This is a genomic window from Stenotrophomonas sp. TWI809, assembly GCF_039673205.1.
Lineage (GTDB): Bacteria > Pseudomonadota > Gammaproteobacteria > Xanthomonadales > Xanthomonadaceae > Stenotrophomonas.
In genome coordinates, this window is the sequence record NZ_JBDJLE010000010.1 from 1 (window position 1) to 24,459 (window position 24,459).

Genomic DNA, 24,459 nt, shown 5'->3' on the forward strand with positions numbered 1-24,459 from the left:
GCTCGCAGGATGGCCTGGAGCCGGCCAGCGGCCGGCACTACCAACGAGCGCATGGCGGGAACCCTTTCAGTGCTTGAGCCACCACAGGGTAGTGAGGCCCGCCAGCAGGATCACCCCGCCCCAGGTGCGCAGGGCACTGCTGCGCAGCATCAGCAGCTGCTCGGCCATCCGCTTCCAGGCAAACGGGGCGGCGAACAGGAACAGGCCTTCGAGCACGGCCACCAGGCACAGGGCCGAGAACAACTCTTTCATGACATCTCCACCAACAAAACGGGGACCCGGTCTGCACCGGGTCCCCGTGGGTTACCTGCCGCCTGCAGCCTCAGCGATCGCTCTTGAGGTACTGCAGGAACGGGTCGTTCTTGTCGAGCACGATCACGCCGTTGCCGTCGGCCATCGAGCCACGATAGGCCTCCAGGCTGCGGTAGAAGGCGTAGAACGACGGGTCGGCCGAGCCGGCCTTGCCGTAGATGCGCGCGGCTTCGGCATCGCCGGCACCGCGCAGCTGCTGTGCATCGCGCTCGGCTTCGGCCACGATCACGGTGCTGTCGCGGTCGGCCTGGGCACGGATGGTCAGCGACTGTTCCTCACCCTCGGCACGCAGCTTGGCCGCTTCCTGCTTGCGCTGGGCGCGCATGCGCTCGTACACATCGTTGATCACCTGGCTGTCTGTGGGCAGGTCGATCTGCTTGATGCGCAGGTCGACGATCTCCATGCCCAGTTCCTTGACCGCCTTGTTGATGCCGGTCAACTGGTTGGCGATCAGTTCGGTGCGGTCGCCCGACACCAGCTGCTGCAGGGTGCGCGAGTTGATCTGGTTGCGCAGCGAGTCGGTGATGATCGGCGCCAGGCGGGCGTTGGCCAGGGTCGCATCGCCGCCGGTGGCGCGGTAGTAGCTGCGCACGTCGGAGATCCGACCGATGGCGAAGAAGTCCACGCTGACGTCCTTCTGCTCGGCGGTGAAGTAACGCGCCGGCGCGGTGTCCAGCACCTGGAAGCGGCGGTCGAACACGCGCACCGATTCCACCAGCGGCACCTTGAAGTGCAGGCCCGGCTTGATGTCCGCACGGACCACCTTGCCCAGGTTCAACACCATCGCGGTCTGGTCCTCACGGACCACGTACACCGAGCCCAGCAGGCCCAGCAGGGCGGCCACGGCCAGCCCAATCCAAAGGGAACTCTTCATCGGCTGACTCCTTCACGACCGGTGGGGCGGGTGGTCGGGCGTTCGGTATTGCGCACCCCATCCACCGGCGTGCTGGCCGGCAGCGACGGCAGCATCACTTCCGGCGTCACGGCCGGTGCGGCCGGTGCGGCAGCGCCGCGGGTGTCGCCGGGCATCGGCACGTAGATCAGCTGGCGGCCATCGCCACCGATGATCTTGCGGTTCTGGCCGAGCACCTGCTGCACGGTTTCCAGCCACAGGCGCTTGCGGGTGACTTCCGGGGCGTCCTTGTACTGGGCCTGCAGCAGGGTGAAGCGTTCGGCGTCACCCTCGGCCTTGGCCACGGCGGCCTGCTTGTAACCTTCGGCCGTGGTGCGGGCACGCGAGGCCTGGCCGCGCGCTTCCGGCACGACCTTGGCCGCGTAGGCCTGGGCTTCGTTGATCAGGCGTTCCTTGACCTGCTGGGCGCCGTTGACCTCGTCGAAGGCCGGCTTGACCTCTTCCGGCGGGCGCGCATCGGGCAGGGTCAGGCCGGTCACGACCAGACCGGTCTGATAGGCCTTCAGCGAGGCCTGCAGGCGCTCTTCGGCGACCACGGCCAGCGGGCCGCGGTTGTTCAGCACGGCATTGAGATCGGCACGACCCACCTGCTCGCGCACCGCGCTCTGCGCCGACTGCTCCAGCACCTGGTCGGCCGAGACCGAACCGAACAGGTACTGCTGCGGATCGGCGATGCGGTACTGCACGTTGACCGAGACGTTGACGATGTTCTCGTCCCGGGTCAGCACCGGTACCTGGCTGCTGAAGGTCTTGATCTGGGTGGCGTTGACCTTGGTCACCGACTCGATCGGCCAGGGCAGCTTGAAGTTCGGGCCGGGCCCCAGGATCCGCGAGAACTGGCCGAAGCGCAGGACCACGCCGCGCTGCTGTTCGCCGATCAGCTGGAAGCTGGAGAACAGCAGCAGCAACACCGCAGCCACTGCGACCCACCGCAGGATGCCGCCATCGAACAGGTCTTTCAGCGGACCGGGCAAACCGCCCCAACCGCCGCCATTGCCGCCACCGCGAGGACCGAACGGCCCACGTCGATTCTCGTCGGGGCCTTGTCCGCCCTTGTTGCCGCCGGGTGTATTCCAGGCCATGCACGCTCCATCAAGGTAAGGTTGCCTGCGGGCCACTCCCGCACCGTCAACCGTTAAAACGTTAAATCGCTGTCGATTCTACTAGATGGGGCAGATCGACAGGATTGGAAGGGGGCACGCATCTCGGGGAACGATTCATAACCGCCTCCGCGACCGTCCGTGAGGGTCCCCGCGCGCCGGAGCAGCGGGTAAGGTGGTGTTTTCCCCCGTCAGGCATCTTCATGGCAATTCCCGACCGGTTCAACGCTTTCCGCATCCACCAGGACGATACCGGCTACCACGCCGGGCTGGAACCGATCGGCCTGGACCAGCTCAACCCCGGCGAGGTGGTCCTCCGCGCGCACTGGTCCTCGGTCAACTATAAAGATGCGTTGGCCGGCACCGGCAAGGGCAAGATCCTGCGACGCTTCCCGCTGGTCGGTGGTATCGACGTGGCCGGCACGGTGGTCGCTTCGACCGACCCGACCTACCGCGAAGGCGATGCGGTACTGGCCACCGGCTGCGGGCTGAGCGAGACCCGCGATGGCGGCTACAGCCCGTATGTGCGCCTGGCCGCCAGTGCGGTGATCCCGCAGCCGACGGGACTCACCCCGCGTGAGGCGATGATTTTGGGCACGGCCGGCTTCACCGCTGCGCTGGCCCTGGTGCGGATGCTGGACAACCGGCAGACCCCCGCCCACGGACCGCTGGCCGTGACCGGGGCGACCGGCGGGGTCGGCTCGCTGGCGGTGGACATCTTCACCCGGGCGGGTTTCGAGGTGCATGCGATCAGCGGCAAGGCCGACCAGGCCGACTACCTGCGTGGACTGGGTGCCCGCGAGGTCCTGCCGCGGGATGTGCTGGCGACCGCCCGGCCGATGGAATCGGCGCGCTTCGGGGGCGGCCTGGACAACGCCGGCGGCGCGATGCTGACCAGCCTGCTGGCCCAGACCGTGCCCTACGGCTCGGTGGTCAGTGCCGGCCTGGCCGCGAGCCCGGCGCTGGACATGACGGTCATGCCCTTCATCATCCGCGGCGTGTCGCTGATCGGTGTGTCGTCCTCCAGCGCACCGCGTGATCTGCGCGAAGCGGTCTGGGCGAAGCTTGGCGGCGCCTGGAAACCGGCGCATCTGGAGACGATCTGCACGGGCGAAGTCGGGCTGGATGGCCTGCCGGCGGCGTTCGATACCCTGCTCGCGGGCGGCCACCACGGCCGCACGGTGGTACGAATCGACTGAGCGTGGCAGCCGGGCGACGGACGGCACGTCCGGCGCTTCACGACGGTGCGAGGCCCGCACTACACTGCGGGCATCACACGGGGAACACCATGGCACGCATTCTGATCGTCGACGATTCACCGTCGCAGCTGTTGGGGATACAGCGGATCGTCGAAAAACTCGGTCACCAGATCCTGACCGCCACCGATGGCGCCGCCGGGGTCGAAACGGCCAAGGCCGAACTGCCCGATCTGGTGCTGATGGACGTGGTGATGCCCAACCTCAATGGTTTCCAGGCGACCCGCACGCTGGCGCGCGACGCCTCGACCAAGCACATTCCGGTGATCCTGGTGACCACCAAGGACCAGGACACCGACCGCATGTGGGGCATGCGTCAGGGCGCCAAGGCCTATATCACCAAGCCGTTTTCGGAAGACGAACTGTCCGAGGTGCTGGAGCGCGTTTTCAGCCACCAGGAACCGCCGACGGCGTGAGCTGATGGCACGGTGAGCCGACCAACGGTCGGCTTCTACCGCCAAGGCAATCGCGGCCGCCCCGGTAGACACCGACCGTTGGTCAGTGCGCAACGATGACCCGGACGCCGCGCACCACCTGCCTCAGACCTTCTCGCCAAATGCCTTGGCCAGCGTCTTGTACGCTTTCTTCTGCGCCTCATCGGTCGGCGCCGGCGCAATGATCTCCAGCTCCACGATCTGATCGCCATCCGGGTTGCCCGGCAGGCCGCGGCCACGCAGGCGCAGCTTGCGGCCGGCATCGGACTCGGCCGGCACCTTCAGCTCCACCGCACCGCCCAGGGTCGGCACGCTGATGCTGGTCCCCAGCGCAGCCTGCCACGGGGTCACCTGCAGGGTGTACAGAATGTTGCGGCCATCCACCTCGAACTGCGGGTGCTCGGCGTATTCCACTTCCAGCAGCAGGTTGCCGCCACCGGTGCCCTGCCCGGTCAGGCGGATCACCTGGCCCGGGCGGATGCCCTTGGGCACGCGCACATCCAGCTGCTTGCCGCCCACGTTGATGCGCAGGCTGTCGCCCTGATAGGCCGCTTCCAACGGCACCGACAGCTTGGCGCGGGTATCGCGGGTCGGCTGCGGCCCCTGGCTGGCGCCGCCGAAGCCACTGGCGCGACCACCGCCACCGCCGCGCTGGCGCGCGAACAGGCTCTCGAAGAAATCGCTGAAGCCGCCGCCACCGGCGCCGCCCCCGAACACCTCTTCGAAGTCATAGCCCTGGCCACCGCCATAGTTCGGCGGGGTATGGAACTCCTCGCCAGGCCGGTAGCCCTGCGCCTTGAGCTGGTCATAGGCCGCGCGCTTCTGCGGATCGCGCAGCGCCTCGTAAGCCTCGTTGACCGCCTTGAATTTGTCCTCGGCCCCGGCTTCCTTGCTCACATCCGGGTGGTACTTGCGCGCCAGCCGACGGTAAGCGGTCTTGATCTCAGCATCGCCCGCGGTGGGTTCCACCCCGAGCGTGGCGTAGTAATCCTTGAATTCCATCCAAACACCTCGACTAAGTTCGGCCACCCGCGTGGGCGGGCGCCGTCCGCGCAATTCTAGCCGCTGCGGACCGGCCCACCGTGACGCCGGGCGCGAATGATCCTGCGCAATGCGGCGGACATCCCAGCCGGCTACGCTGCCCCGGTAGCCCGCCTCTCCCGCTCCAGATGGGTCTGCACGTCCGGTTTTCAACGTGTTGACATGGCCATCCCATGCCCCTCACTACCCTGCCTGTGTCCAAGGAGTCCGTATGACCATCCACGTTGGCGACCGCATTCCCGAAGTCACCCTCAAGCGCATCCGCGAGGGCATGGAGACCATCGACACCCATGCCCTGTTCGATTCGCGCAAGGCGGTGCTGTTCGGCGTGCCCGGCGCATTCACCCCGACCTGTTCGGCCCGGCACCTGCCCGGCTTCATCGAGCAGTTCCCCGAGTTCCGCCACCGCGGGATCGAAGTGTTCTGCATGGCGGTCAACGATCCGTTCGTGATGAAGGCCTGGGGCGAGAGCCAGCAGGTGCCCGACGGCCTGCAGCTGTTGTCCGACGGCAATGGCGAGTTCACCCGGGCCCTCGGCCTCGAGATGGATGCCAGCAGCTCCGGGATGGGCATCCGCTCGCGCCGCTTCGCGCTGTACGTCGAAGACGGTGTCGTGCGCGAAACCTTCATCGAGGAACCCGGAAAATTCGAGGTGTCTTCGGCCCAGTACGTGCTGGAGCATCTCCCCCGCTAGACCCACGCAACAGAGGAACCCGGCCAGCCATGTCAACGCCAGCCAAGAACACCCCCAACAACGCCCGCCCGCCGGGCATCAGCGACACCGCCACCCTGCGTGCCAAGGCCCGCAAGGACATCGAGGATGGCGCGATCACCGACAGCTACAGCGCCGACCGCAAGGCGGTGATCAAGCTGCTCAACGATGCGCTCGCCACCGAGTACGTCTGCGTGCTGCGCTACTACCGCCATTACTTCATGGCCAAGGGCATGCTCGCCGATTCGATCAAGGCCGAGTTCCTGGAGCACGCACAGCAGGAACAGGCGCACGCCGGCAAGCTGGCCGAACGCATCGTGCAGCTGGGCGGCGAGCCGGATCTGAACCCGGATACGCTCACCGCGCGCTCGCATGCCGAGTACAAGGAAGGCAGCGACCTGCGCGACATGGTCCGCGAGAACCTGATTGCCGAGCGCATCGCGATCGACAGCTACCGCGAGATGATCAACTTCGTCGGCGACAAGGACACCACGACCAAGCGCATCCTCGAAGAGATCCTCGCGCAGGAAGAAGAGCACGCCGACGAATTCGCCGATCTGCTGGATGGCTGGATCGGCGAGTAATGCCGACCGCGTGCCGGCTCTTGGCCCTGTAGTGCCGGCCGCTGGCCGGCTCCTGCAGCATCCGAACGGCGTGCAATGCCGGCCAGCGGCCGGCACTACCGTTCATGGTGTGATGCCGGCCAGCGGCCGGCACTACCGTTGATGGGATGATGCCGGCCAGCGGCCGGCACTACCCGATCGCGGGCAGCAACCCGTCAGCGCAGGATCCGGAACCGCACCTGCGTCCACGCACCATCGGCGGCCAGCGCGGTCAGCGTGTGCTCACCCACCTCGTCGAAATCGCGCTGGAACAGCCGCGCGCCTTCAGTGCGGGCGATCCAGCGGTCATCCAGCAGCCAATCCACGGTCGTTTCATTGCCCAGTGCACGCAGTTGCAGGCGAACGCCGCGCTCGGCGTTCGGCGCGCGTGCGAGGGTGGCGCGGTCGTTGAGCCCCTCGATATGCAGCGTCCCACCACTCTCTCGACCATCGTCGCTGCAGTCCGGGGACAACGCAGGCAACTGCGAGGCCTGACGCTGCGCCTGCGGCAACCACGGCGACAACAGCGCCGGCCAGCGCGCGATCTCACGCGACTCCGCCGCATGCGGTCGGCTGCACTCCGGCGACAGCCGCAGCCCCGTGCGCGCATCCACCTGGAACCGCTGCAGACCCGGCTGCCACAGCCGCGCCTCGCGCTCGGCGAAGGTCGGCGGCACCGCCCCATCGAGCACGAACGCCGGCATCCGCCGCTGGCACAGCGCGGGCGCCATCTGCTCGGCCAGACCACCGGTCGGCCAGCAGATATCGGCCTGCGCCACGCTCGCCGGCATCGGCGCCGCACGGGCATCGCCGGCCTGGCGCGGCAGACTGTCGACCACCTCGAACATCAGCGGCAACGCGGTCACCGCGCCGTACTGCCCGGGCAGCGGCGTGCCATCCGGGCGCCCCACCCACACACCTACCGTGTAATGGCGCGTCGTGCCGATCGCCCAGGCATCGCGGTAGCCGTAGCTGGTGCCGGTCTTCCAGGCCACACGTGGGCGGCCGGTGACATCGAAGGTGCCGGTGCCGTAGCCCGGGCGGGGATTGGACTCGAGCACCTCGCGGGTGATCCACGCCGCGCCGGGGGACATCAGGCGGCGCTCGATCACCGCATCCCCGGCGGTATAACGCACCCGCCCGGCGATACCGTTGCGGTTGAACGCGGCGAAGGTGCCGACCAGATCCTCCAGCCGCGCGCCGGTGCCGCCGAGAATCAGCGAGAGATTGGGCGCACTGCCGTGCGGAAAGCGCAGATTGATGCCCGCATGCGACAGGCGTGCCGCGAAGCGCGCCGAGCCGACGCGATCCAGCAGGTCCACCGCCGGCACGTTGAGTGACAACCGCAGCGCCGTGGCGGCACCGACCGGCCCGTTGAAGGCCGCATCGAAGTTGCCCGGCCGATACCCGCCGAAGCTCTGCGGCGCATCCACCATCAGGCTTTCCGAATGGATCAGGCCATCATCCAGCGCCATGCCGTACAGGAACGGTTTCAGCGTTGAGCCCGGTGAGCGCCACGCCTGCACCATGTCCACATGGCCGAGCCGCTGTTTGTCGCCGAACGCCACCGAACCGACGTAGGCACGTGCCTCCAGTGTGCGGTTGTCCACCACCAGCAACGCCGCCGAGGTGCGCTCGGGCAGCTGTGAAAAGTAGGACGACACACGCTCTTCCAGCGTGCGCTGCAGGCCGATATCCAGCGTGCTCTCGATCCGCGCCGCCCGCGGCTGCGCCGAGCGCAGGCGCTGCGCCAACAACGCCGCATGCAGCGGGGGCTGCAGGGCGCGGGTGACCACCGGCTCGATGCGCGCATCGTCGACCTCCTCGCGTGACCACACACCGAGTGACACCATGCGTTCGAGCACCTTGTCACGCGCCCGCTGTGCCGCCTCCGGATGGCGGTCCGGACGCAACCGGCTGGGCGACTGCGGCAGCACCGCCAGCAACGCCGCCTCGGCATGCGACAACTGCGAGGCCGGCTTGCCCAGATAGGCCCAGCTCGCCGCCTCCACGCCTTCGATGGTGCCCCCATAGGGTGCACGTTCCAGATACAGCGCCAGGATCTGCGCCTTGCTCAGGTGCAGTTCCAGCTGCACCGCGCGCAGCAGCTGCTTGGCTTTGCCCCACGGCGTGCGCGTATGCGGATCGAGGATTCGCGCAACCTGCATGGTCAGCGTTGAACCACCGGAGACGATCCGCTGCTCGAACAGCCATTGCTTGCCCGCGCGCAGCAGGCCCCACGGGTTGATGCCGGGATGCCGCCAGAACCAGCGGTCTTCGTAGTTCAGCAGCGCCTTCAGATACAGCGGCGAGACGCTGTCGGCGGAGGCCGGGTAGCGCCACACCCCGTCCGCATCGGCGAACGCACGCAGCGGCGTGCCATCGCGCGCAACGACCAGGGTACTGGTGTCGCGTTGCCTGGGCAGCGGCGGCGGGAACGCGAGGTCCAGCACCAGCAGCAGTGCAAGCAGCGCCGCCGTTCCCCAGCGCAGGCAGGGCAGCACGTTGCGTCGCACGGATACCCACGACCGTTTGGAAAAAAGAGACATCATGTCCATTCAGCAGGCGGGCCGTCATCGCGACGGCCCGCCCTGCGATCAGGGCTGCACCACGGTCAGCGAGGCCGGGAGGCTGCGCCCCACCCCGCGCAGGTCGGGACGGTACATGTCCTCCACCAGCGGCGGCGGCACGCGGTAGGTGCCCGGCGTGACCGCACGCACCAGATAGAACACCTTGGCAGTGCTGCCCCGCGAGAGTTTCAGCGCGGCCACATAGCGGTCATCGCGGAACTCTTCGTGCTTGATGTTGGCCGCATCGCCGCGGTCGTTGACGCTCAACCCGTCGACCACCACATCGGCCCACTGCTTGGCATCGCCCAGGTTGAAGTTCTCGATCTCCAGCCCGGCCGGCAGCAGATCGGTCAGCAGCGCATCGGGCATGTCCACGTTCGGGGTGACGCTGACCCGCACGATCAGGGCCTCGCCTTCCTTCAGCGGACGCGGCGTCCACGGCTTGCCATCAGTGGTGTACCAGCTGCGCTCCACGCCGAGCGTGCGGCTGTCCGGCTCCGGCGGGTTGCGCGGAATGCCGGCCACTTCCAGGCTGGCGAACATCGGCGGCTCCCCCTGCGGGGTGAAGCGCACGCCCTTGGCCAGCGCGGCGTAGTCGACGCTGCGGCCGAACATGCGGCGTGCCGAGATGCTCTCGCTCTCGCCCCCCACCACCAGTTCGCCCGAGACCAGCTTGGTCTGGTTGGCCGACAGCGCCTTGCCCATGCGCGCCAGCGCCACCTGCTCCTGGGTGCTCAGCCACATCCAGCCACTGTTGCGGCGGGCGTCCAGCGCGCGACCGAGATCGACCGCGCGTGCATCGTAGGCCGGCTTGGACAGCTTGCGTTCGTGCAGCAGCGCGATCATCAATGCGTCATCGCGCACCGCGCTGCCGTAATCGCCGAAGTAGGCCGGACGGTCGTCCGCGCTCTTGGCGAAGCCGGCGGCAATGGCCGCATCGCCGCGCTTGTGATCGCCCTGCAGGGACAGCGCGATGCCCAGGTGCACCAGCGACAGGCCGGTCAGCGACTTGCTGCGTTCGTTGTCGTACAGCGCGCGCAGGGTACCCAGCGGCGCGCGGTTGACCCGGGCCAGCACGTAGCCCGAATACGCCTGGTTGGCGAACTTCAGGTTCTCGCGGCGGTCCTCGCCGTAGAACTGGTTGCCACCGGACAGCAGATCTTCACTCAGGCGGTTCAGCGCTTTCTGCAGCACGTTGTCCGGTACGGCGAAGCCGGCGTCCTTGGCGTCGAGCAGGAACTCGGCGATATACGGCGTCAGCCACGGATTGATGTAGCCGTCGTCGCCCCACATCGAGAAGTTGCCGTTGGCGACCTGCATCGAGGCCAGGCGGCCGAAGGCACCTTCCATGCGCTCGCGGCGGGTCTTGGCATCCAGCCCGTCCGCACCCAGCATGGCCGAGGTCGCTTCATCCAGCATCAGCGCGGCATAGCCCTTGCTGGTGGTCTGCTCGGCGCAGCCATACGGATAGTTGAGCGCGCCATTCAAGGCACTGGCGAACGGAATCGGCGGCAGCGCGCTGACCAGCATGCGTGCGGTCACCGAGTCGTTCATCAGGCCATCGGCCAGCCCGGCGTCCATCGTGACGGCGGCCAGCGGATCCAGCGTGCGGGTCTGTGCGCGCAGCACCTGCGGCCATGCGGCACGCACCGGCAGGTCATAGCGGCGATCGACCTTGAAGCCGTTGCCATCCACGCGCACGCGGACCTTGGCTACCGTGTAGCCCTCGCGCGCGGTCAGCGGGAAGCTCAGCGTGCTCTTGGCGTCGGCGTTGAGCTTGAGCGTGCGGCTGGCGTCGCCCAGGGTCAGCGGCCCGATGCCATCGACCTGCACCTTGAACTCGCCCGGCGTGCCGGTGAAGTTCTGCACATCCAGGGTGACCGTGCTGGTATCCCCGGGCGCCATCACGCGCGGCATGCTGGCTTCGGCCAGGATCGGCGCGCGCACCACGGTCTCCACATCGCGCTTGCCGTACTGGTCATCGGCGTACACCAGCGCCGAGACGCGCAGGGTGCCGTTGAAATCCGGCACCTTCAGCGCGATCCGCGCGATGCCCTTGGCATCGAGTTTCACCGGGCCGGAGAACAGGTCCACCGTCTGCACCCGCGCGGTCGGGCGCTTGGCCTGCGGCATCGCGGCCAGCGCCATGTCGCCACCGAACTTCAGCTTGCCGCTGCTGCCGTCGAAGCTTTCGATCACGCGGCTGTAGATGTCATACGCATCCACGCCCAGACGACGCTGCGCGAAGAAGTGCGCAGCGGCATCGGGCACCGGGAAGCGGGTGATGTTGAGGATGCCCACATCCACCGCCGAGACCGTCACATGCGCGACCTTGCCGGCCAGCTGTGGGGCACTGACGGTGACCGGCAGCTTCTGCTCCGGGCGCATCTGCTTCGGTGCCACCAGGCCGACCGCGATCTGCCGCGCCTTGCGGTCCATCGGCACATGCACCACGCCGACCGCACGGGCCGGGGTGATCTTGCTCGGGGCACTGCCGCCACGGAACACCAGCGCGGTGATGTAGACGTCGTGGCGTTCCCATTCGGCGGTGACCGGAATGTCGTAGGTGCTGCCCGGCTTGGCGTCGATATCCTGGACGTAGAGCATCTTGTCGCTCTCGACCATCAGCACGCCCTTGCCGGCATGCGGCGGGGTCACGGTGACGCGCACGGTATCGCCGGCCTTGTAGCCGGTCTTGTCCAGCGCCAGCTTGACCTTGTCCGGCCGCGCATCCAGGCCGCGGTTGTCGTCGTTCCAGCTCCAGCCGGCGTTGAAGGGATAGCGGCTGGTCAGCCCGGTGGCCGGATCGAACACGTCCAGTCGGTACTCGCCCCACTCCACCGGGACATCAACGCCGACCGCCGCACTGCCCGCATCGACGGTGCGGGTGTCCTTGTTCTCGAAGCGGCGGGTGAAGTCGTAATCCCAGCGGTTGTCGTTGAAGGTCCAGTGGTAATCACGCAGCTCGCGCACCAGCGTGACCTTCAGGCCCTTGGCCGGCTGCGGCTTGCCCGCCGCGTCCACGCGCATCAGTTCGAAGCGCGCGTTGCTGTTGGCATCCGCGCCATCCTTGGGATCAAACAACGGGCGCACACCGACCAGCGCGGCGGCCGGCCACATCACCCGCTTCAGGGTGCGGGTCACGGTGCGGCCACCGGTTTCATACACGCTGCCGGAGAGCACCACGGCGATCGGTGCGGTCGGCTTGACCTCCGCCGGCAGCTCCACGTCCTGGCGCAGTTTGCCGTCGGCCGGGAATTCGGTATCGATGACGTCACGCGCCTCGCGCGGCAGCGCGGTGGTCGGGTCGCCGAAGAAGTAGCCCGGCAGCGACTCGACCGGCGACTGCTCGGCCGCCACGGCCAACCGTGCGGTGAAGCGGTTGCCGTCGGCCGGCGCGCCGTACAGATACGCGGCATCGGCCTGCAGCTTGAGCGGCTCGCCCGGCTTGAGCGTCTTCTGCACGCTGTCCAGGTCCAGCTTCATGCGCTCGGGCAGGAACTCCTCGATGCGCAGGGTCATACCCTGGATCGCTTCCTTGCTGGCCGGGTTGGTGCGGAACTCCACCTGCCAGCGCCCGGTCGGGGCCTCGGCGGGGATCAGCTGCTCGAAACTGAAGTAACCCTGTTCGCCGGGGGTCAGGCGGGTCTCGCGGAAGGTCTTGCCGTCCGGCTGCTTCAGGCGCAGGAAGACGGGCTGCGGCTTCACCGGCTTGCCGTCGTTGTCGCGCAGCAGTGCGGAAATGCGCACGGTCTCGCCGGGACGGTACAGGTCGCGGCCCGACCAGGTGAACACGTCGAACCAGGCGTTGTCGCGCCCGGCCACGGCGAACTCGCTCAGGTCCAGCGCGGGCTGGTTGAACGGCAGCATCGAGGTATCGCCGCCACTGCTGGCGATCAGCACATGGCTGGCATCCAACGTGTAATTGAGCAGCGCATTGCCGTTGCCGTCGGTTGCGCCCTTGAGCACCACCTCACCCTTGCCATCGAGGATGCGCAGCTCGATCTTCTTCAGCGACGCCCCGCTCTGCAGCGAGGCGGTGTGCACGAACAGCTTGTCCTTGTAGGCACGCGTATGCAGGCCGATGTCGCTGACGGTGAAGAAGGCGGTGTCGTACTCGCCTTCGAACGAACCGCTGCGCTTCATCACCGCGAAATACAGGCCGGGCTGCTGCAGCTCCTTGATGTCCTGGGTCGGCAGGTAGGTGAGCACGCGCTCGTTCTGCTTGCCGCCGATCACGAAGCGGTTGACGTACACCGGCTCGGCCAACTGCGACATCGGCGTCTTGTCGCCGTAGTCGCTGTCCAGCTCCCAGCTGCCGCGGCGCCCGCCGCGCTGGTACTGGCTGAAGAAGTTCGGCAGTTCCTTCTCGCGCACGCGCAGGAACTCCACGTCCACTTCCGGCACGTTGACCGAGACCACCGGCAGGCCGCGGCTGTCCTTGGCGGGCAGCACGCTGCCCTGCGAGGCGAACCCGGCCACCGGCTTGAGCTCGCCGGTGAAGACCTTCTGGCGCAGCTCCTTGCCGATCCGGCTGCCATCGGCGGCGAGCAGATCGGGCGAAACGATCAGCGAATATTCCTTGGCCGCCTCCACGAACGGATAGCGCAGGGTCTTGCCGTCATCGGACAGCGACCAGCTGCTGTCCTCGGTGCCGACCTTCTCGGCGAAGCGGACCAGTGCATCGAAATCCTGGGTGCCGACCAGCGGGCGCGAGAACTCCAGCGCCAGCGACAGGCCGTCGCTCTTCTGATCGGGGTAGGCCCGGACCAGGGTGAACTCGGTGACCGCCTCGGCCTTGGCCGTGATCGGCGCGCCGGACGGGGCTGGTAGCTGGCCGCTGTCGTTGCGCTTGCAGCCCCCGACGCCGATGGCCAGGCCGGCGACCAGCGCCAGGCCCGCGATTCCCTTCCAGCTCCACTGCCCGAACCGACTGCGGCTAGCCATGACGTCACTCCTTGAACAAGGCGGCCAGTATACGGGCCGTCCCCGTCCGTTCACGGGCGACCCCGGGCGATCCGGGCGTCATGGGTGACCGGCAGGGCCACCGCCAAGGGCAGCCGCCAAGAGCCATCGCTAAGGCAGCCGACCAACGGTCGGCTCTACCCGGCGACGTAGAGGTCGACGTACTCGTGCACCGGCATCGCTTCCAGCGCGACCGGGTCCAGCGACGCCTCGATGATCCGGCGCTGCTGCACGGTCGGGAACACCCCGGCCAGGTGCCGGCGGAACTTGTCCTCCAGCAGCGGGATGCCCTCGGCCCGGCGCCGGGCGTGGCCCAGCGGATACTCGACCACGGCCTCCATCGTGCTGCCATCGGCGAACGTCACGTGCAGCGCGTTGGCGATGCTGCGCTTGTCCGGGTCCAGGTAGTCGGCCGTGAACTGCGGCTCTTCCACGCAGGTGATCGTCGCCCGCAGCGGATCGATGCGCGGATCGGCCGCCACGTCGTCCTCGTAGTCCTCGGCAACCAGCCGGCCGAAGATCAGGCCGATCGCCACCATGTACTGCACGCAGTGATCGCGGTCGGCCGGGTTATGCAGCGGGCCGGGTTTGTCGATGATGCGCAGGCAGGCCTGCTGGGTGCGCAGGGTGATCTGCGCGATGTCTTCGCTGCGTTTGCCGCTGGCGCGCATCTGCGCATGCACCTGCATCGCCGCTTCGACCGCCGTCTGGCCATGGAACTCGGCCGGATAGCTGATCTTGAACAGCACGTTCTCCATCACGTAGCTGCCGTACGGCCGCTGGAAGCGGAACGGCTGCCCGCCGAAGGAGACATCGTAGAAGCCCCAGGTCGGCGCGGTCAGCGCGCTGGGATAGCCCATCTCACCGGCCGCGGCCATCAGCGACAGGCGCACCGCACGGCTGGTGGCATCACCGGCCGCCCAGCTCTTGCGCGAGCCGGTGTTGGGCGCGTGCCGGTAGGTGCGCAGCGACTGCCCATCCACCCAGGCCAGCGACAGCGCATTGAGCATGCGCTCACGATCCAGACCAAGCAGGTGTGACACCACCGCGGTGGAGGCGACCTTGACCAGCACCACATGATCCAGCCCGACCCGGTTGAACGCATTCTCCAACGCCAGGCAACCCTGGATTTCATGCGCCTTGATCATCGCCTCCAGCACATCGCGCATGGTCAGTGGCGCCCGGCGCAGCGCCTCGGCATTGCGGCTGAGCCAGTCGGCGGTGGCGAGGATGCCGCCGAGGTTGTCGGAGGGATGCCCCCACTCCGCGGCCAGCCAGGTGTCGTTGAAATCCAGCCAGCGGATCATCGCGCCGATGTTGAAGGCGCCCTGCACCGGATCCAGCTCGAAGCGCGTCCCTGGCACCCGGGCGCCGTTGATCACCTGCATGCCGGGCACCAGCGGCCCGAGCAGCTTGCTGCAGGCCGGGAACGATAGCGCCGCCAACCCGCAGCCCAGCGTATCGATCAGGCAGTGCCGCGCGGTGGTGTACGCCAGCGGCGAGCTGACCGGGTAGTCGCGGACGTAATCGACGATGTCGGTCAGGACCGTGTCCCATGGCGGGCGCTGGTTGCTGTGGCTGTCATGACCGGACATCGCGATTCTCCTGTTGGGACTTACAAGGTGGTGGCAGGCACCCTTACCGCACCGTCCATCAAGACGCGGGCACTGCGGCTCATGATGGCCTTGGTGACCGTCCACTGACCGTCAACGAGCGCCGCCTGCGCGCCCACGCGCAACGTGCCGGAGGGATGACCGAAGCTCACCGATTCACGCCCACCGCCACCGGCGGCCAGGTTCACCAGCGTGCCCGGGATCGCGGCGGCAGTGCCGATGGCGACTGCGGCGGTGCCCATCATCGCGTGGTGCAGCTTGCCCATGGACAGCGCGCGCGCGTGCAGGTCGATCTCGCCCGCGGCGATCTGCTTGCCACTGGAGGACACGTAGTCCTGCGCCGGGGCGACGAAGGCGACCTTCGGTGTGTGCTGACGGGTCGCGGCCTGCTCGATGGTCTCGATCAGCCCCATGCGCACCGCGCCGTGCGCGCGGATCGCTTCGAAACGCGCCAAGGCGGCCTTGTCCTCGTTGATCGCCGGCTGCAGTTCGGTGCCGGTGTAGCCCAGATCAGCCGCGTTGAGGAAGATGGTGGGAATGCCGGCGGTGATCATCGTGGCCTGGAAACTGCCCACGCCGGGCACGTCGAGCGTGTCGACCAGATTACCGGTCGGGAACATCGCCCCGCCCTCACCATCATCGGAGGGATCCAGGAACTCCAGCTGGATCTCCGCGGCCGGGAAGGTCACGCCATCGAGGTCGAAATCGCCGTCCTCCTGCACCTGGCCCTCCACGATCGGCACGTGCGCCAGGATGGTCTTGCCGATGTTGGCCTGCCAGATCCGCACGGTGCACAGGCCGTTGTGCGGAATCCGCGCCGGATCGATCATTCCGTTGCTGATCGCGAACGGTCCGACTGCCGTGCTGAGGTTGCCGCAGTTGCCACTCCAGTCGACAAACGCGGTCTCGATCGAGACCTGACCGTACAGATAGTCAACGTCGTGCTCCGGTACCGACGGCGCGGAGATGATCACGCACTTGCTGGTGCTCGACGTCGCGCCGCCCATGCCATCGGTGTGCTTGGCGTACGGATCCGGCGAGCCGATCACGCGCATGAGCAGCGCGTCCCGCGCCGGGCCAGGCACCTGCGCGGCAGCCGGCAGGTCGGTCAGCTTGAAGAACACACCCTTGCTGGTGCCACCGCGCAGGTAGGTGGCCGGAATGCGGAGCTGGGGGAGAAACGCCATATCGAAGTCCTGATGGAAAGACGGCCCGTTGCCGGGCCGTCGTGATGCGGGTGGGATCAGGCGACCTGCGCCGATTCCAGGAAGTCTTGGGCGAACCGCTGCAGCACGCCGCCGGCCTCGTAGATCGAGACCTCTTCGGCGGTATCCAGCCGGCAGGTGACCGGCACCCGCAGCTGTTCACCGTTGCGGCGATGGATGACCAGGGTCAGCTCGGCGCGCGGCACGCGGTCGCCAAGCACATCGAAGGTTTCGGTGCCATCGATGCCCAGGGTCTTGCGGTTGACGCCTTCCTTGAACTCCAGCGGCAGCACGCCCATGCCGATCAGGTTGGTGCGGTGGATGCGCTCGAAGCCTTCGGCGGCGATCGCTTCCACACCGGCCAGACGCACGCCCTTGGCGGCCCAGTCACGCGAGCTGCCCTGGCCGTAATCGGCACCGGCGATGATGATCAGCGGCTGCTTGCGGCCCATGTAGGTTTCGATCGCTTCCCACATGCGGGTGACCTGGCCTTCCGGCTCCACGCGCGCCAGCGAGCCCTGCGTGACCTGGCCATCGATCACGGCCATTTCATTGATCAGCTTCGGGTTGGCGAACGTCGCGCGCTGCGCGGTGAGGTGGTCACCGCGGTGGGTCGCATAGGAATTGAAGTCTTCCTCGGGCAGGCCCATCTTCGCCAGGTACTCGCCGGCCGCGCTGCTGGCCATGATCGCGTTCGACGGCGAAAGGTGGTCGGTGGTGATGTTGTCGCCGAGCACGGCCAGCGGTCGCATGCCGGTCAGGCTGCGGGCACCGGCAAGCGCGCCTTCCCAGTAAGGCGGGCGGCGGATGTAGGTGCTCTGCGGGCGCCAGTCGTACAGCGGGCTGATCGGGGCGCCGTGCTCCACCTTGAAGGTGAACATCGGGTCGTAGACCTTGCGGAACTGTTCCGGCTTGACGCAGGCCTTGACCACCGCGTCGATCTCGGCATCGCTCGGCCACAGATCCTTCAGCGTGATCGCGTTGCCGTCGGCATCATGGCCGAGCGCATCCTTTTCAATATCGAAGCGCACCGTGCCAGCGATCGCATAGGCCACCACCAGCGGCGGCGAGGCCAGGAAGGCCTGTTTGGCGTACGGGTGGATGCGGCCGTCGAAGTTGCGGTTGCCCGAGAGCACGGCGGTGGCATACAGGTCGCGATCGATCACTTCCTGCTGGATCTTCGGGTCCAGCGCGCCGCTCATGCCGTTGCAGGTGGTGCAGGCAAAGGCCACGATGCCAAAGCCCATCTGCTCCAGTTCGGTCAGCAGGCCGGCTTCTTCCAGATACAGCTGCACGGCCTTGGAACCGGGCGCCAGCGAGCTCTTCACCCACGGCTTGCGGGTCAGGCCGGCGCGGTTGGCGTTGCGCGCCAGCAATGCCGCGGAGATCACGTTGCGCGGGTTGCTGGTGTTGGTGCAGCTGGTGATCGCGGCGATGATCACCGCGCCATCGGGCATCAGGCCATCGGCCTGTTCCTGCCTGCCCGAGGCCAGCTTGCCTTCATCGGCGATGCCGCGCGCAGCCAGGTCGGTCGTCGCCACACGCTTGTGCGGGTTGGACGGGCCGGCCATGTTGCGCACCACGGTGGAGAGGTCGAACTGCAGCACGCGCTCGTACTGCGCGGTGGCCAGGTCGTCGGCCCACAGGCCGGTGGCCTTGGCGTAGGTTTCCACCAGCGCGACCTGGGCATCTTCGCGGCCGGTCAGGCGCAGGTAGTCCAGGGTCTGCTGGTCGATGTAGAACATCGCCGCGGTGGCGCCGAACTCCGGCGTCATGTTGGAGATGGTGGCGCGGTCACCGATGGTCAGCGCGTTGGCGCCCTCCCCGTAGAACTCGATCCACGCCCCCACCACGCGCTCCTTGCGCAGGAACTCGGTCAGCGCCAGCACCACGTCGGTGCAGGTGATGCCCGGCTGCGGTCGGCCGGTCAGCTCCACGCCGATGATGTCGGGCAGGCGCATCCAGGACGCACGGCCGAGCATGACGCTCTCCGCTTCCAGGCCGCCCACGCCGATCGCGATAACCCCCAGCGCGTCCACATGCGGGGTATGGCTGTCGGTGCCGACGCAGGTATCCGGGAAGGCCACGCCCTCGCGCACCTGCACGACCGGCGACATCTTCTCCAGATTGATCTGGTGCATGATCCCGTTGCCCGGCGGAATCACGTCGACGTTCTTGAACGCCTTCTTGGTCCAGTTGATGAAGTGGAACCGGTCTTCATTGCGGCGGTCCTCGACGGCGCGGTTCTTCTCGAACGCGGCCTTGTCGAAGCCGGGGAATTCCACCGCCAGCGAGTGATCCACGATCAGCTGGGTCGGCACTACCGGATTGATCTGCGCCGGGTCACCGCCGGCATCGGCGATGGCATCGCGCAGGCCGGCCAGATCGACCAGGGCGGTCTGGCCGAGAATGTCATGGCACACCACGCGGGCCGGGAACCACGGGAAATCCAGGTCCTGGCGGCGCTCGATCAGCTGCCGCAGTGACGCATCCAGGGTGGCCGGGTCGCAGCGGCGCACCAGGTTTTCGGCCAGCACGCGCGAGGTATACGGCAGCGTGGCATAGGCGCCGGGCTGGAGCGCGTCGACCGCGGCCCGGGTATCGAAATAGTCCAGCGCGGTGCCGGGAAGGTTCTTGCGGTACTGAGTATTCATGGCTGGCGATAGCTGCTTGTTGGCGGGCCGGGGCGTCGTGACACCGGCGAAGAAGGAGTAGCGACGCCGCAACGGAGCAGACCGGCATCGCGCCGGCCTGGTCCGCAAGGCACCCGCGAACGGGTGCGGTACGTCTGTCTTACTTGCGCTGGTCGATCGGCACGAAGGCCTGGTCTTCCGGGCCGGTGTAGTTCGCACTCGGGCGGATGATCTTGCCGTCGATGCGCTGCTCGATGATGTGCGCGCTCCAACCGGAGGTGCGCGCGATCACGAACAACGGAGTGAACATCGCCGTCGGCACGCCCATCATGTGGTAGCTGACCGCGCTGAACCAGTCCAGGTTCGGGAACATCTTCTTGATATCCCACATCACCGATTCCAGGCGCTCGGCGATGTCGTACATCTTGACGTTCTGCTGCTCGGCGGACAGGTCCCGTGCCACGTCCTTGATGATGCTGTTGCGCGGATCGCTGACGGTGTAGACCGGGTGGCCGAAACCGATCACGACTTCCTTGCGCTCCACGCGGGCCTTGATGTCGGCCTCGGCATCGTCGGGGCTGTCGTAGCGCTTCTGCACTTCGAAGGCCACTTCATTGGCGCCGCCGTGCTTGGGACCGCGCAGTGCACCGATGCCGCCGGTGATCGCGCTGTACATGTCGCTGCCGGTGCCGGCGATGACGCGGCAGGCGAAGGTCGAGGCGTTGAACTCGTGCTCGGCGTACAGGATCAGCGAGGTATGCATCGCCTTGACCCACGAATCCTGCGGCTTCTCGCCGTGCAGCAGGTGCAGGAAGTGGCCACCGATGGAGTCATCATCGGTTTCCACGTCGATCGCACGACCGTTGTGGCTCCAGTGGTACCAGTACAGCAGCATCGAACCCAGGCAGGCCATCAGCTTGTCGGCGATATCGCGCGCGCCGGGATGGTTGTGGTCGTCCTTCTCCGGCGACACGCAGCCGAGCACGGAGACGCCGGTACGCATCACGTCCATCGGGTGCGCCGACGGCGGCAGTTCTTCCAGCGCGGCCTTGACCGCGGCCGGGATGCCACGCAGCGACTTCAGCTTGGTCTTGTAGGCGACCAGCTCGGCGCGGGTCGGCAGCTTGCCATGGACCAGCAGATGCGCGATTTCCTCGAACTCGCTGGTGTTGGCCAGATCGGCGATGTCATACCCGCGGTAATGCAGGTCGTTGCCGCTGCGGCCGACGGTGCACAGCGCGGTGTTGCCGGCGGCGGTGCCCGACAGGGCGACGGATTTCTTCGGCTTGAAGCCGGGGGCGGTAGTGGTGTCGCTCATGATCCCTCCAGAAAACAGTGTGCGGTCTTACTTCTTGGCGGCGAACAACGCATCGAGCTGCTGCTCGAAGGCGTGGTAACCGATACGGTCGTAGAGTTCCTCGCGGGTCTGCATCGCCTCCACCACATTACGCTGGTGGCCCTCGCGGCGGATGATCTCATACACGTTCTCTGCCGCCTTGTTGGCAGCGCGGAACGCGGACAGCGGGAACAGCTGGATGGCGACGCCGGCCGAGGCCAGCTCGTCGCGGCTGAACAGCGGCGTGGCGCCGAACTCGGTGATGTTGGCCAGCACCGGCACCTTCACCGCATCGACGAAGCGGCGGTAGGTATCCAGATCGTAGGCGGCCTCGGCGAAGATGCCATCGGCACCGGCCTCGACGCAGGCGATGGCGCGTTCGATCGCGGCATCCACGCCATCGACCTGGATGGCATCGGTGCGTGCGATCAGGAAGAAGTCCGGATCGGTCTTGGCATCGGCGGCGGCCTTGACCCGGTCCACCATCTCGCCCTGCGACACGATCTCCTTGCCCGGGCGGTGACCGCAGCGCTTGGCGCCGACCTGGTCTTCGATATGGCAGGCGGCCGCGCCGGCCTTGATCAGCGACTTGACCGTACGCGCGATGTTGAACGCGCTCGGACCGAAACCGGTGTCGATATCCACCATCAGCGGCAGGTCGCACACATCGGTGATACGTCGCACGTCGATCAGCACGTCTTCCAGGGTATTGATGCCCAGGTCCGGCAGGCCCAGCGAGCCGGCCGCGACGCCGCCGCCGGAGAGGTAGATCGCCCGGTAGCCGGCGCGCTTGGCCAGCAGCGCGTGGTTGGCGTTGATCGCGCCGATCACCTGCAACGGCGATTCGGCGGCCAGTGCGGCGCGGAAACGGGCGCCAGCGGAAGAAACGGGGGTGCTCATGCGACATTCCATCGTGATTGACCCATTGATAGGCGCAAAGGCCGTGCCAGGTGACAAGTGTCTGATTTCATTGAGGCAGCGAGGTGACTGCGACGTTTCACCTTGAAACATTGAAACATCTGTAACATGGCTGAAACTGAACCATTGAAACAGCCTCATGTCGATCAGCCTGCCCCGCCACCGCGCCCGCCTGTCCGATCCCGATGCCGGCCAACTGCCGGTGATCTGGACCGTCAGCGTGTCGCGCCTGACCGGACTGCTGGGGGATGTGATTCCCGAGTTCGACCGCCGCGCCCGCATCGTGCCGATCAACCTTGGTTTCGAGGAGGCAGTGGATGTCATCGGCCAGCGCCTGCGCCGCGAACACTGCGATGTGGTGATCGCCGGTGGTTCGAACGCGGCCTACCTGCGGAGCCGGCTGGAGGTGCCGCTGGTCCCGATCCAGGCCAATGGTTTCGATCTGATGGAAGCGCTGGCGCGCGCGCGCCGGATCGCCCCGCGGATCGGTCTGGTCACGCATGCCACCGACGTGCCGACGTTCGGCAGCTTCCAGCACAGCTTCGGGCTGGACATCGAGCACCGCCGCTTCGTCACCCGTGAGGATGCGCGCGACTGCATCGCCGATCTACGTGCCAACGGCATCGAGGTGATCGTCGGCACCGGCATGGCGATCGACCATGCCGAGCAGGTCGGCCTGCCCGGGGTACTGCTGTACTCGGCCGATTCGGTGCGGCAAGCCTTCGAACATGCCTTGGAGCTGACCCAGACCCTGGCCCGTTCCGGGGCATCGTCACTGCGGCGGCGGGCACCGGCCAAGCGCCGGGATGCCGACCACGCCCTGCTCGGTGACAGCGCGCCGATGCAGCAGGTGCGCGAGCACATCGCGCTGTACGCCCCGTACGACAGCACCGTGCTGGTGACCGGCGCGACCGGCACCGGCAAGGAGCTGGTCGCGCGGCAACTGCATACCGCCAGCGGCCGCCGGGGCCGTTTCGTCGCGCTGAACTGCGGGGCGATCAGCGAGTCACTGCTGGAAGCCGAGCTGTTCGGTTACAACGAAGGCGCCTTCACCGGCGCACGTCGTGGCGGTCGTGTCGGTCTGGTCGAAGCCGCCGAGGGCGGCACCTTGTTCCTCGATGAAATCGGCGAACTTCCGCTGCCGTTGCAGACCCGGCTGCTGCGGGTACTGGAAGAGCGCGAAGTGCTGCGCGTGGGCGCTACCGAGCCGACGCCGGTGGACGTGCGCGTGGTCGCGGCCACGCTGCAGACGCTGGAATCGCTGGTGGACACACAACGCTTCCGCCGCGATCTGTACTACCGCCTGGCCGCGCTGCGCATCGCGCTGCCGACGCTGCGCGACCGGCGCGCGGATGTGCCCTTGCTGATGAGCCACTTCTTCCGGCAGCTCGCGGATACGGATTCGCCGCTCTCGCCGGAGGCGCTCGCGCGGCTGCGCGACTACGCCTGGCCGGGCAACGTGCGTGAGCTGCGCAACATGGTCGATCGCCTGCGCATCCACTGGCAGCAACAGCCGGGCGCGCTGACGTTGCCGCAGATGCTGCAGTGGTTGCCGGAACTGCACGCGGCGCAGCGGCCACTGGCGGTTCCAGGCGGCGGCACCCCGGCAGCCCTCACTGCTGCGTCAACGGCGCGACCGGATGCGGCCGCGCTGCGGCGGTTGCTGGCCGACTGCGGCGGCAACCGCGAGCAGGCGTGCGCGCTGCTGGGCGTATCGCGGACAACGCTGTGGCGGTGGCTGCGCGAGGGGTCGGTGGGTTGAACAGACCGCGCGTCAGGCAGCCGGATCCAGCGGCAGCCGGAAATACACCACGCGCTCGGTTTCCTCGAATCCACAGGCCCGGTGCGCCGCCTGGGCAGTCACGTCTTCAAGCCGGCTGTCGGAGGCCAGCTCACTGCAGCCCTTCGCGCGCGTCCACGCCTTGGCCGCCGCCAGCAGCGCGCGGCCCAGGCCACGTCCCTGCCAGTCCGGCTGCACGTACCAGCCTTCCAGGAAGCCGACCGGCGTGGTCTCGGTTCCGTTGACGTAGTCGTGCCGGAGCCGCACCTCGGCAAATCCGACCGCTGCATCGGCGCAGGCCAGGAAGACGGCAGCGTCGGCGTCAGCCAGGGCGTCCTGGAGCTCCCCCAGCGTCTCATCGGCATCAGGCCACAGACCCCGCCGCAGGCTTGCCCACGCCGTGGCGTCCACACGCGTCGCGTGCCGGATGACCGGCGCGGCAGCGTTCACGGGAACAACATCCGCTTGCTCCACTGCCCGTCCACACCAGTCTCATAGCACCAGCGCTCGTGCAGACGGAACTGCGCGCCGTACCAGAACTCGATCCGCTGCGGCACCACGCGCAGGCCGCTCCAGCCGTCCGGACGCGGCACGTCGCGGCCCTCGAAGCTGGCCTCGGTGGCCGCCACGCGTGCGTCGAATGCTTCGCGCGAGGCCAGCGTCTTCGATTGCAGTGACGCCCAGGCGCCGATCTGGCTCATGCGCGGGCGCGAAGCGAAGTACGCATCGGCCTCGGCGTCGCTGACCTTCTCCACTCCGCCTTCGATCCGCACCTGGATGCCGGCTTCGCGCAGGCTGCGCCACAGGAACAGCAGCGCGGCGCGTGGATTGGCCTGCAGTTCACGCCCCTTGTGGCTGTCCAGATGGGTATAGAACACGAAGCCGCGCTCGTCGAACGCCTTCAGCAACACGGTCCGCGCGGAGGGCTGGCCGTTCGGGTCGGCCGTGGCCACCGTCATCGCATTCGGTTCGACTTCGCGGCTTGCCTTGGCTTCTTCGAACAGCCCGGCAAAGGTGGACAACGCTTCGGCATACAGATCGGTCATGGCGGTTTTCTTGTCACGCGGTT

Annotated in this window: 18 protein-coding genes; 5 read left to right on the forward strand and 13 right to left on the reverse strand. The window is 67.5% G+C overall.

The annotated features are described in order from the left end of the window. Positions 1-66: 66 nt before the first annotated feature. From ABE472_RS09630 to hflK, 3 genes are all read right to left on the reverse strand, one after another. Complete coding sequence (locus ABE472_RS09630) at positions 67-252, reverse strand: DUF2065 family protein (protein WP_346466085.1); 186 nt, start codon at positions 250-252, stop codon at positions 67-69. A gap of 70 nt (positions 253-322) precedes the next feature. Then, positions 323-1,186, reverse strand: a complete 864-nt coding sequence (locus tag ABE472_RS09635; RefSeq protein WP_346466086.1) for a protease modulator HflC — start codon at positions 1,184-1,186, stop codon at positions 323-325. Further along, complete coding sequence (gene hflK, locus ABE472_RS09640; protein WP_346466087.1) at positions 1,183-2,307, reverse strand: FtsH protease activity modulator HflK; 1,125 nt, start codon at positions 2,305-2,307, stop codon at positions 1,183-1,185. Before hflK ends, ABE472_RS09635 begins: the two co-directional genes overlap by 4 nt. A 221-nt stretch (positions 2,308-2,528) precedes the next feature. On the opposite strand from hflK, the gene ABE472_RS09645 reads away from it, so the two are divergent. Beyond that, complete coding sequence (locus ABE472_RS09645) at positions 2,529-3,524, forward strand: YhdH/YhfP family quinone oxidoreductase (protein WP_346466088.1); 996 nt, start codon at positions 2,529-2,531, stop codon at positions 3,522-3,524. 89 nt (positions 3,525-3,613) lie between these two features. Continuing rightward, entirely contained in the window at positions 3,614-3,997 is a 384-nt protein-coding gene (pilH, locus tag ABE472_RS09650; RefSeq protein ID WP_313210920.1) for a twitching motility response regulator PilH, read from the forward strand. Positions 3,998-4,120: 123 nt separating this feature from the next. Here the strand turns inward: pilH and ABE472_RS09655 are convergent, their stop codons facing one another. Next, entirely contained in the window at positions 4,121-5,017 is an 897-nt protein-coding gene (locus tag ABE472_RS09655; RefSeq protein ID WP_313210922.1) for a DnaJ C-terminal domain-containing protein, read from the reverse strand. Between the two features lie 250 nt (positions 5,018-5,267). Here ABE472_RS09655 and ABE472_RS09660 point away from each other — a divergent pair, with 250 nt between their 5' ends. Then, entirely contained in the window at positions 5,268-5,750 is a 483-nt protein-coding gene (locus ABE472_RS09660; RefSeq protein WP_102788119.1) for a peroxiredoxin, read from the forward strand. 29 nt (positions 5,751-5,779) lie between these two features. Beyond that, positions 5,780-6,352, forward strand: coding sequence for a ferritin-like domain-containing protein (locus tag ABE472_RS09665; RefSeq protein ID WP_102788120.1), 573 nt, complete (start codon positions 5,780-5,782; stop codon positions 6,350-6,352). Between the two features lie 194 nt (positions 6,353-6,546). Here ABE472_RS09665 and pbpC read toward each other — a convergent pair whose 3' ends face one another. From pbpC to prpB, 7 genes are all read right to left on the reverse strand, one after another. Next, positions 6,547-8,922 (reverse strand): penicillin-binding protein 1C, encoded by a 2,376-nt coding sequence (pbpC, locus tag ABE472_RS09670; RefSeq protein ID WP_346466089.1) that lies wholly within the window; start codon positions 8,920-8,922, stop codon positions 6,547-6,549. Positions 8,923-8,967: 45 nt separating this feature from the next. Further along, positions 8,968-13,887 (reverse strand): alpha-2-macroglobulin, encoded by a 4,920-nt coding sequence (locus ABE472_RS09675; protein WP_346466090.1) that lies wholly within the window; start codon positions 13,885-13,887, stop codon positions 8,968-8,970. 155 nt (positions 13,888-14,042) lie between these two features. Beyond that, a complete protein-coding gene (locus ABE472_RS09680) occupies positions 14,043-15,500 on the reverse strand; it encodes a bifunctional 2-methylcitrate dehydratase/aconitate hydratase (RefSeq protein WP_070471381.1) in 1,458 nt (485 codons plus the stop codon). Between the two features lie 20 nt (positions 15,501-15,520). Then, positions 15,521-16,705: a 2-methylaconitate cis-trans isomerase PrpF gene (gene prpF / locus ABE472_RS09685; protein ID WP_346466091.1), complete on the reverse strand. Its 1,185-nt coding sequence runs from the start codon at positions 16,703-16,705 to the stop codon at positions 15,521-15,523. A 56-nt stretch (positions 16,706-16,761) separates the two neighbouring features. Further along, positions 16,762-19,377, reverse strand: coding sequence for a Fe/S-dependent 2-methylisocitrate dehydratase AcnD (acnD, locus tag ABE472_RS09690; RefSeq protein WP_346466092.1), 2,616 nt, complete (start codon positions 19,375-19,377; stop codon positions 16,762-16,764). A gap of 139 nt (positions 19,378-19,516) precedes the next feature. Next, on the reverse strand, positions 19,517-20,674 hold the full coding sequence (gene prpC / locus ABE472_RS09695; RefSeq protein ID WP_088432970.1) for a 2-methylcitrate synthase: 1,158 nt from the start codon (positions 20,672-20,674) through the stop codon (positions 19,517-19,519). 27 nt (positions 20,675-20,701) lie between these two features. Beyond that, positions 20,702-21,592 (reverse strand): methylisocitrate lyase, encoded by an 891-nt coding sequence (gene prpB, locus ABE472_RS09700; protein WP_346463302.1) that lies wholly within the window; start codon positions 21,590-21,592, stop codon positions 20,702-20,704. Positions 21,593-21,749: 157 nt separating this feature from the next. Between prpB and prpR the strand changes: the two genes are divergently transcribed. Beyond that, on the forward strand, positions 21,750-23,372 hold the full coding sequence (gene prpR / locus ABE472_RS09705) for a propionate catabolism operon regulatory protein PrpR (RefSeq protein WP_346466093.1): 1,623 nt from the start codon (positions 21,750-21,752) through the stop codon (positions 23,370-23,372). Positions 23,373-23,384: 12 nt separating this feature from the next. On the opposite strand, the gene aac(6') is transcribed toward prpR, so the two are convergent. Together aac(6') and pdxH are read right to left on the reverse strand one after the other, a co-directional pair. Further along, entirely contained in the window at positions 23,385-23,840 is a 456-nt protein-coding gene (gene aac(6') / locus ABE472_RS09710) for an aminoglycoside 6'-N-acetyltransferase (protein ID WP_346466094.1), read from the reverse strand. Beyond that, a complete protein-coding gene (gene pdxH / locus ABE472_RS09715; RefSeq protein WP_313210947.1) occupies positions 23,837-24,436 on the reverse strand; it encodes a pyridoxamine 5'-phosphate oxidase in 600 nt (199 codons plus the stop codon). The genes aac(6') and pdxH overlap by 4 nt, the downstream gene beginning before the upstream one ends. Positions 24,437-24,459: the final 23 nt, after the last annotated feature.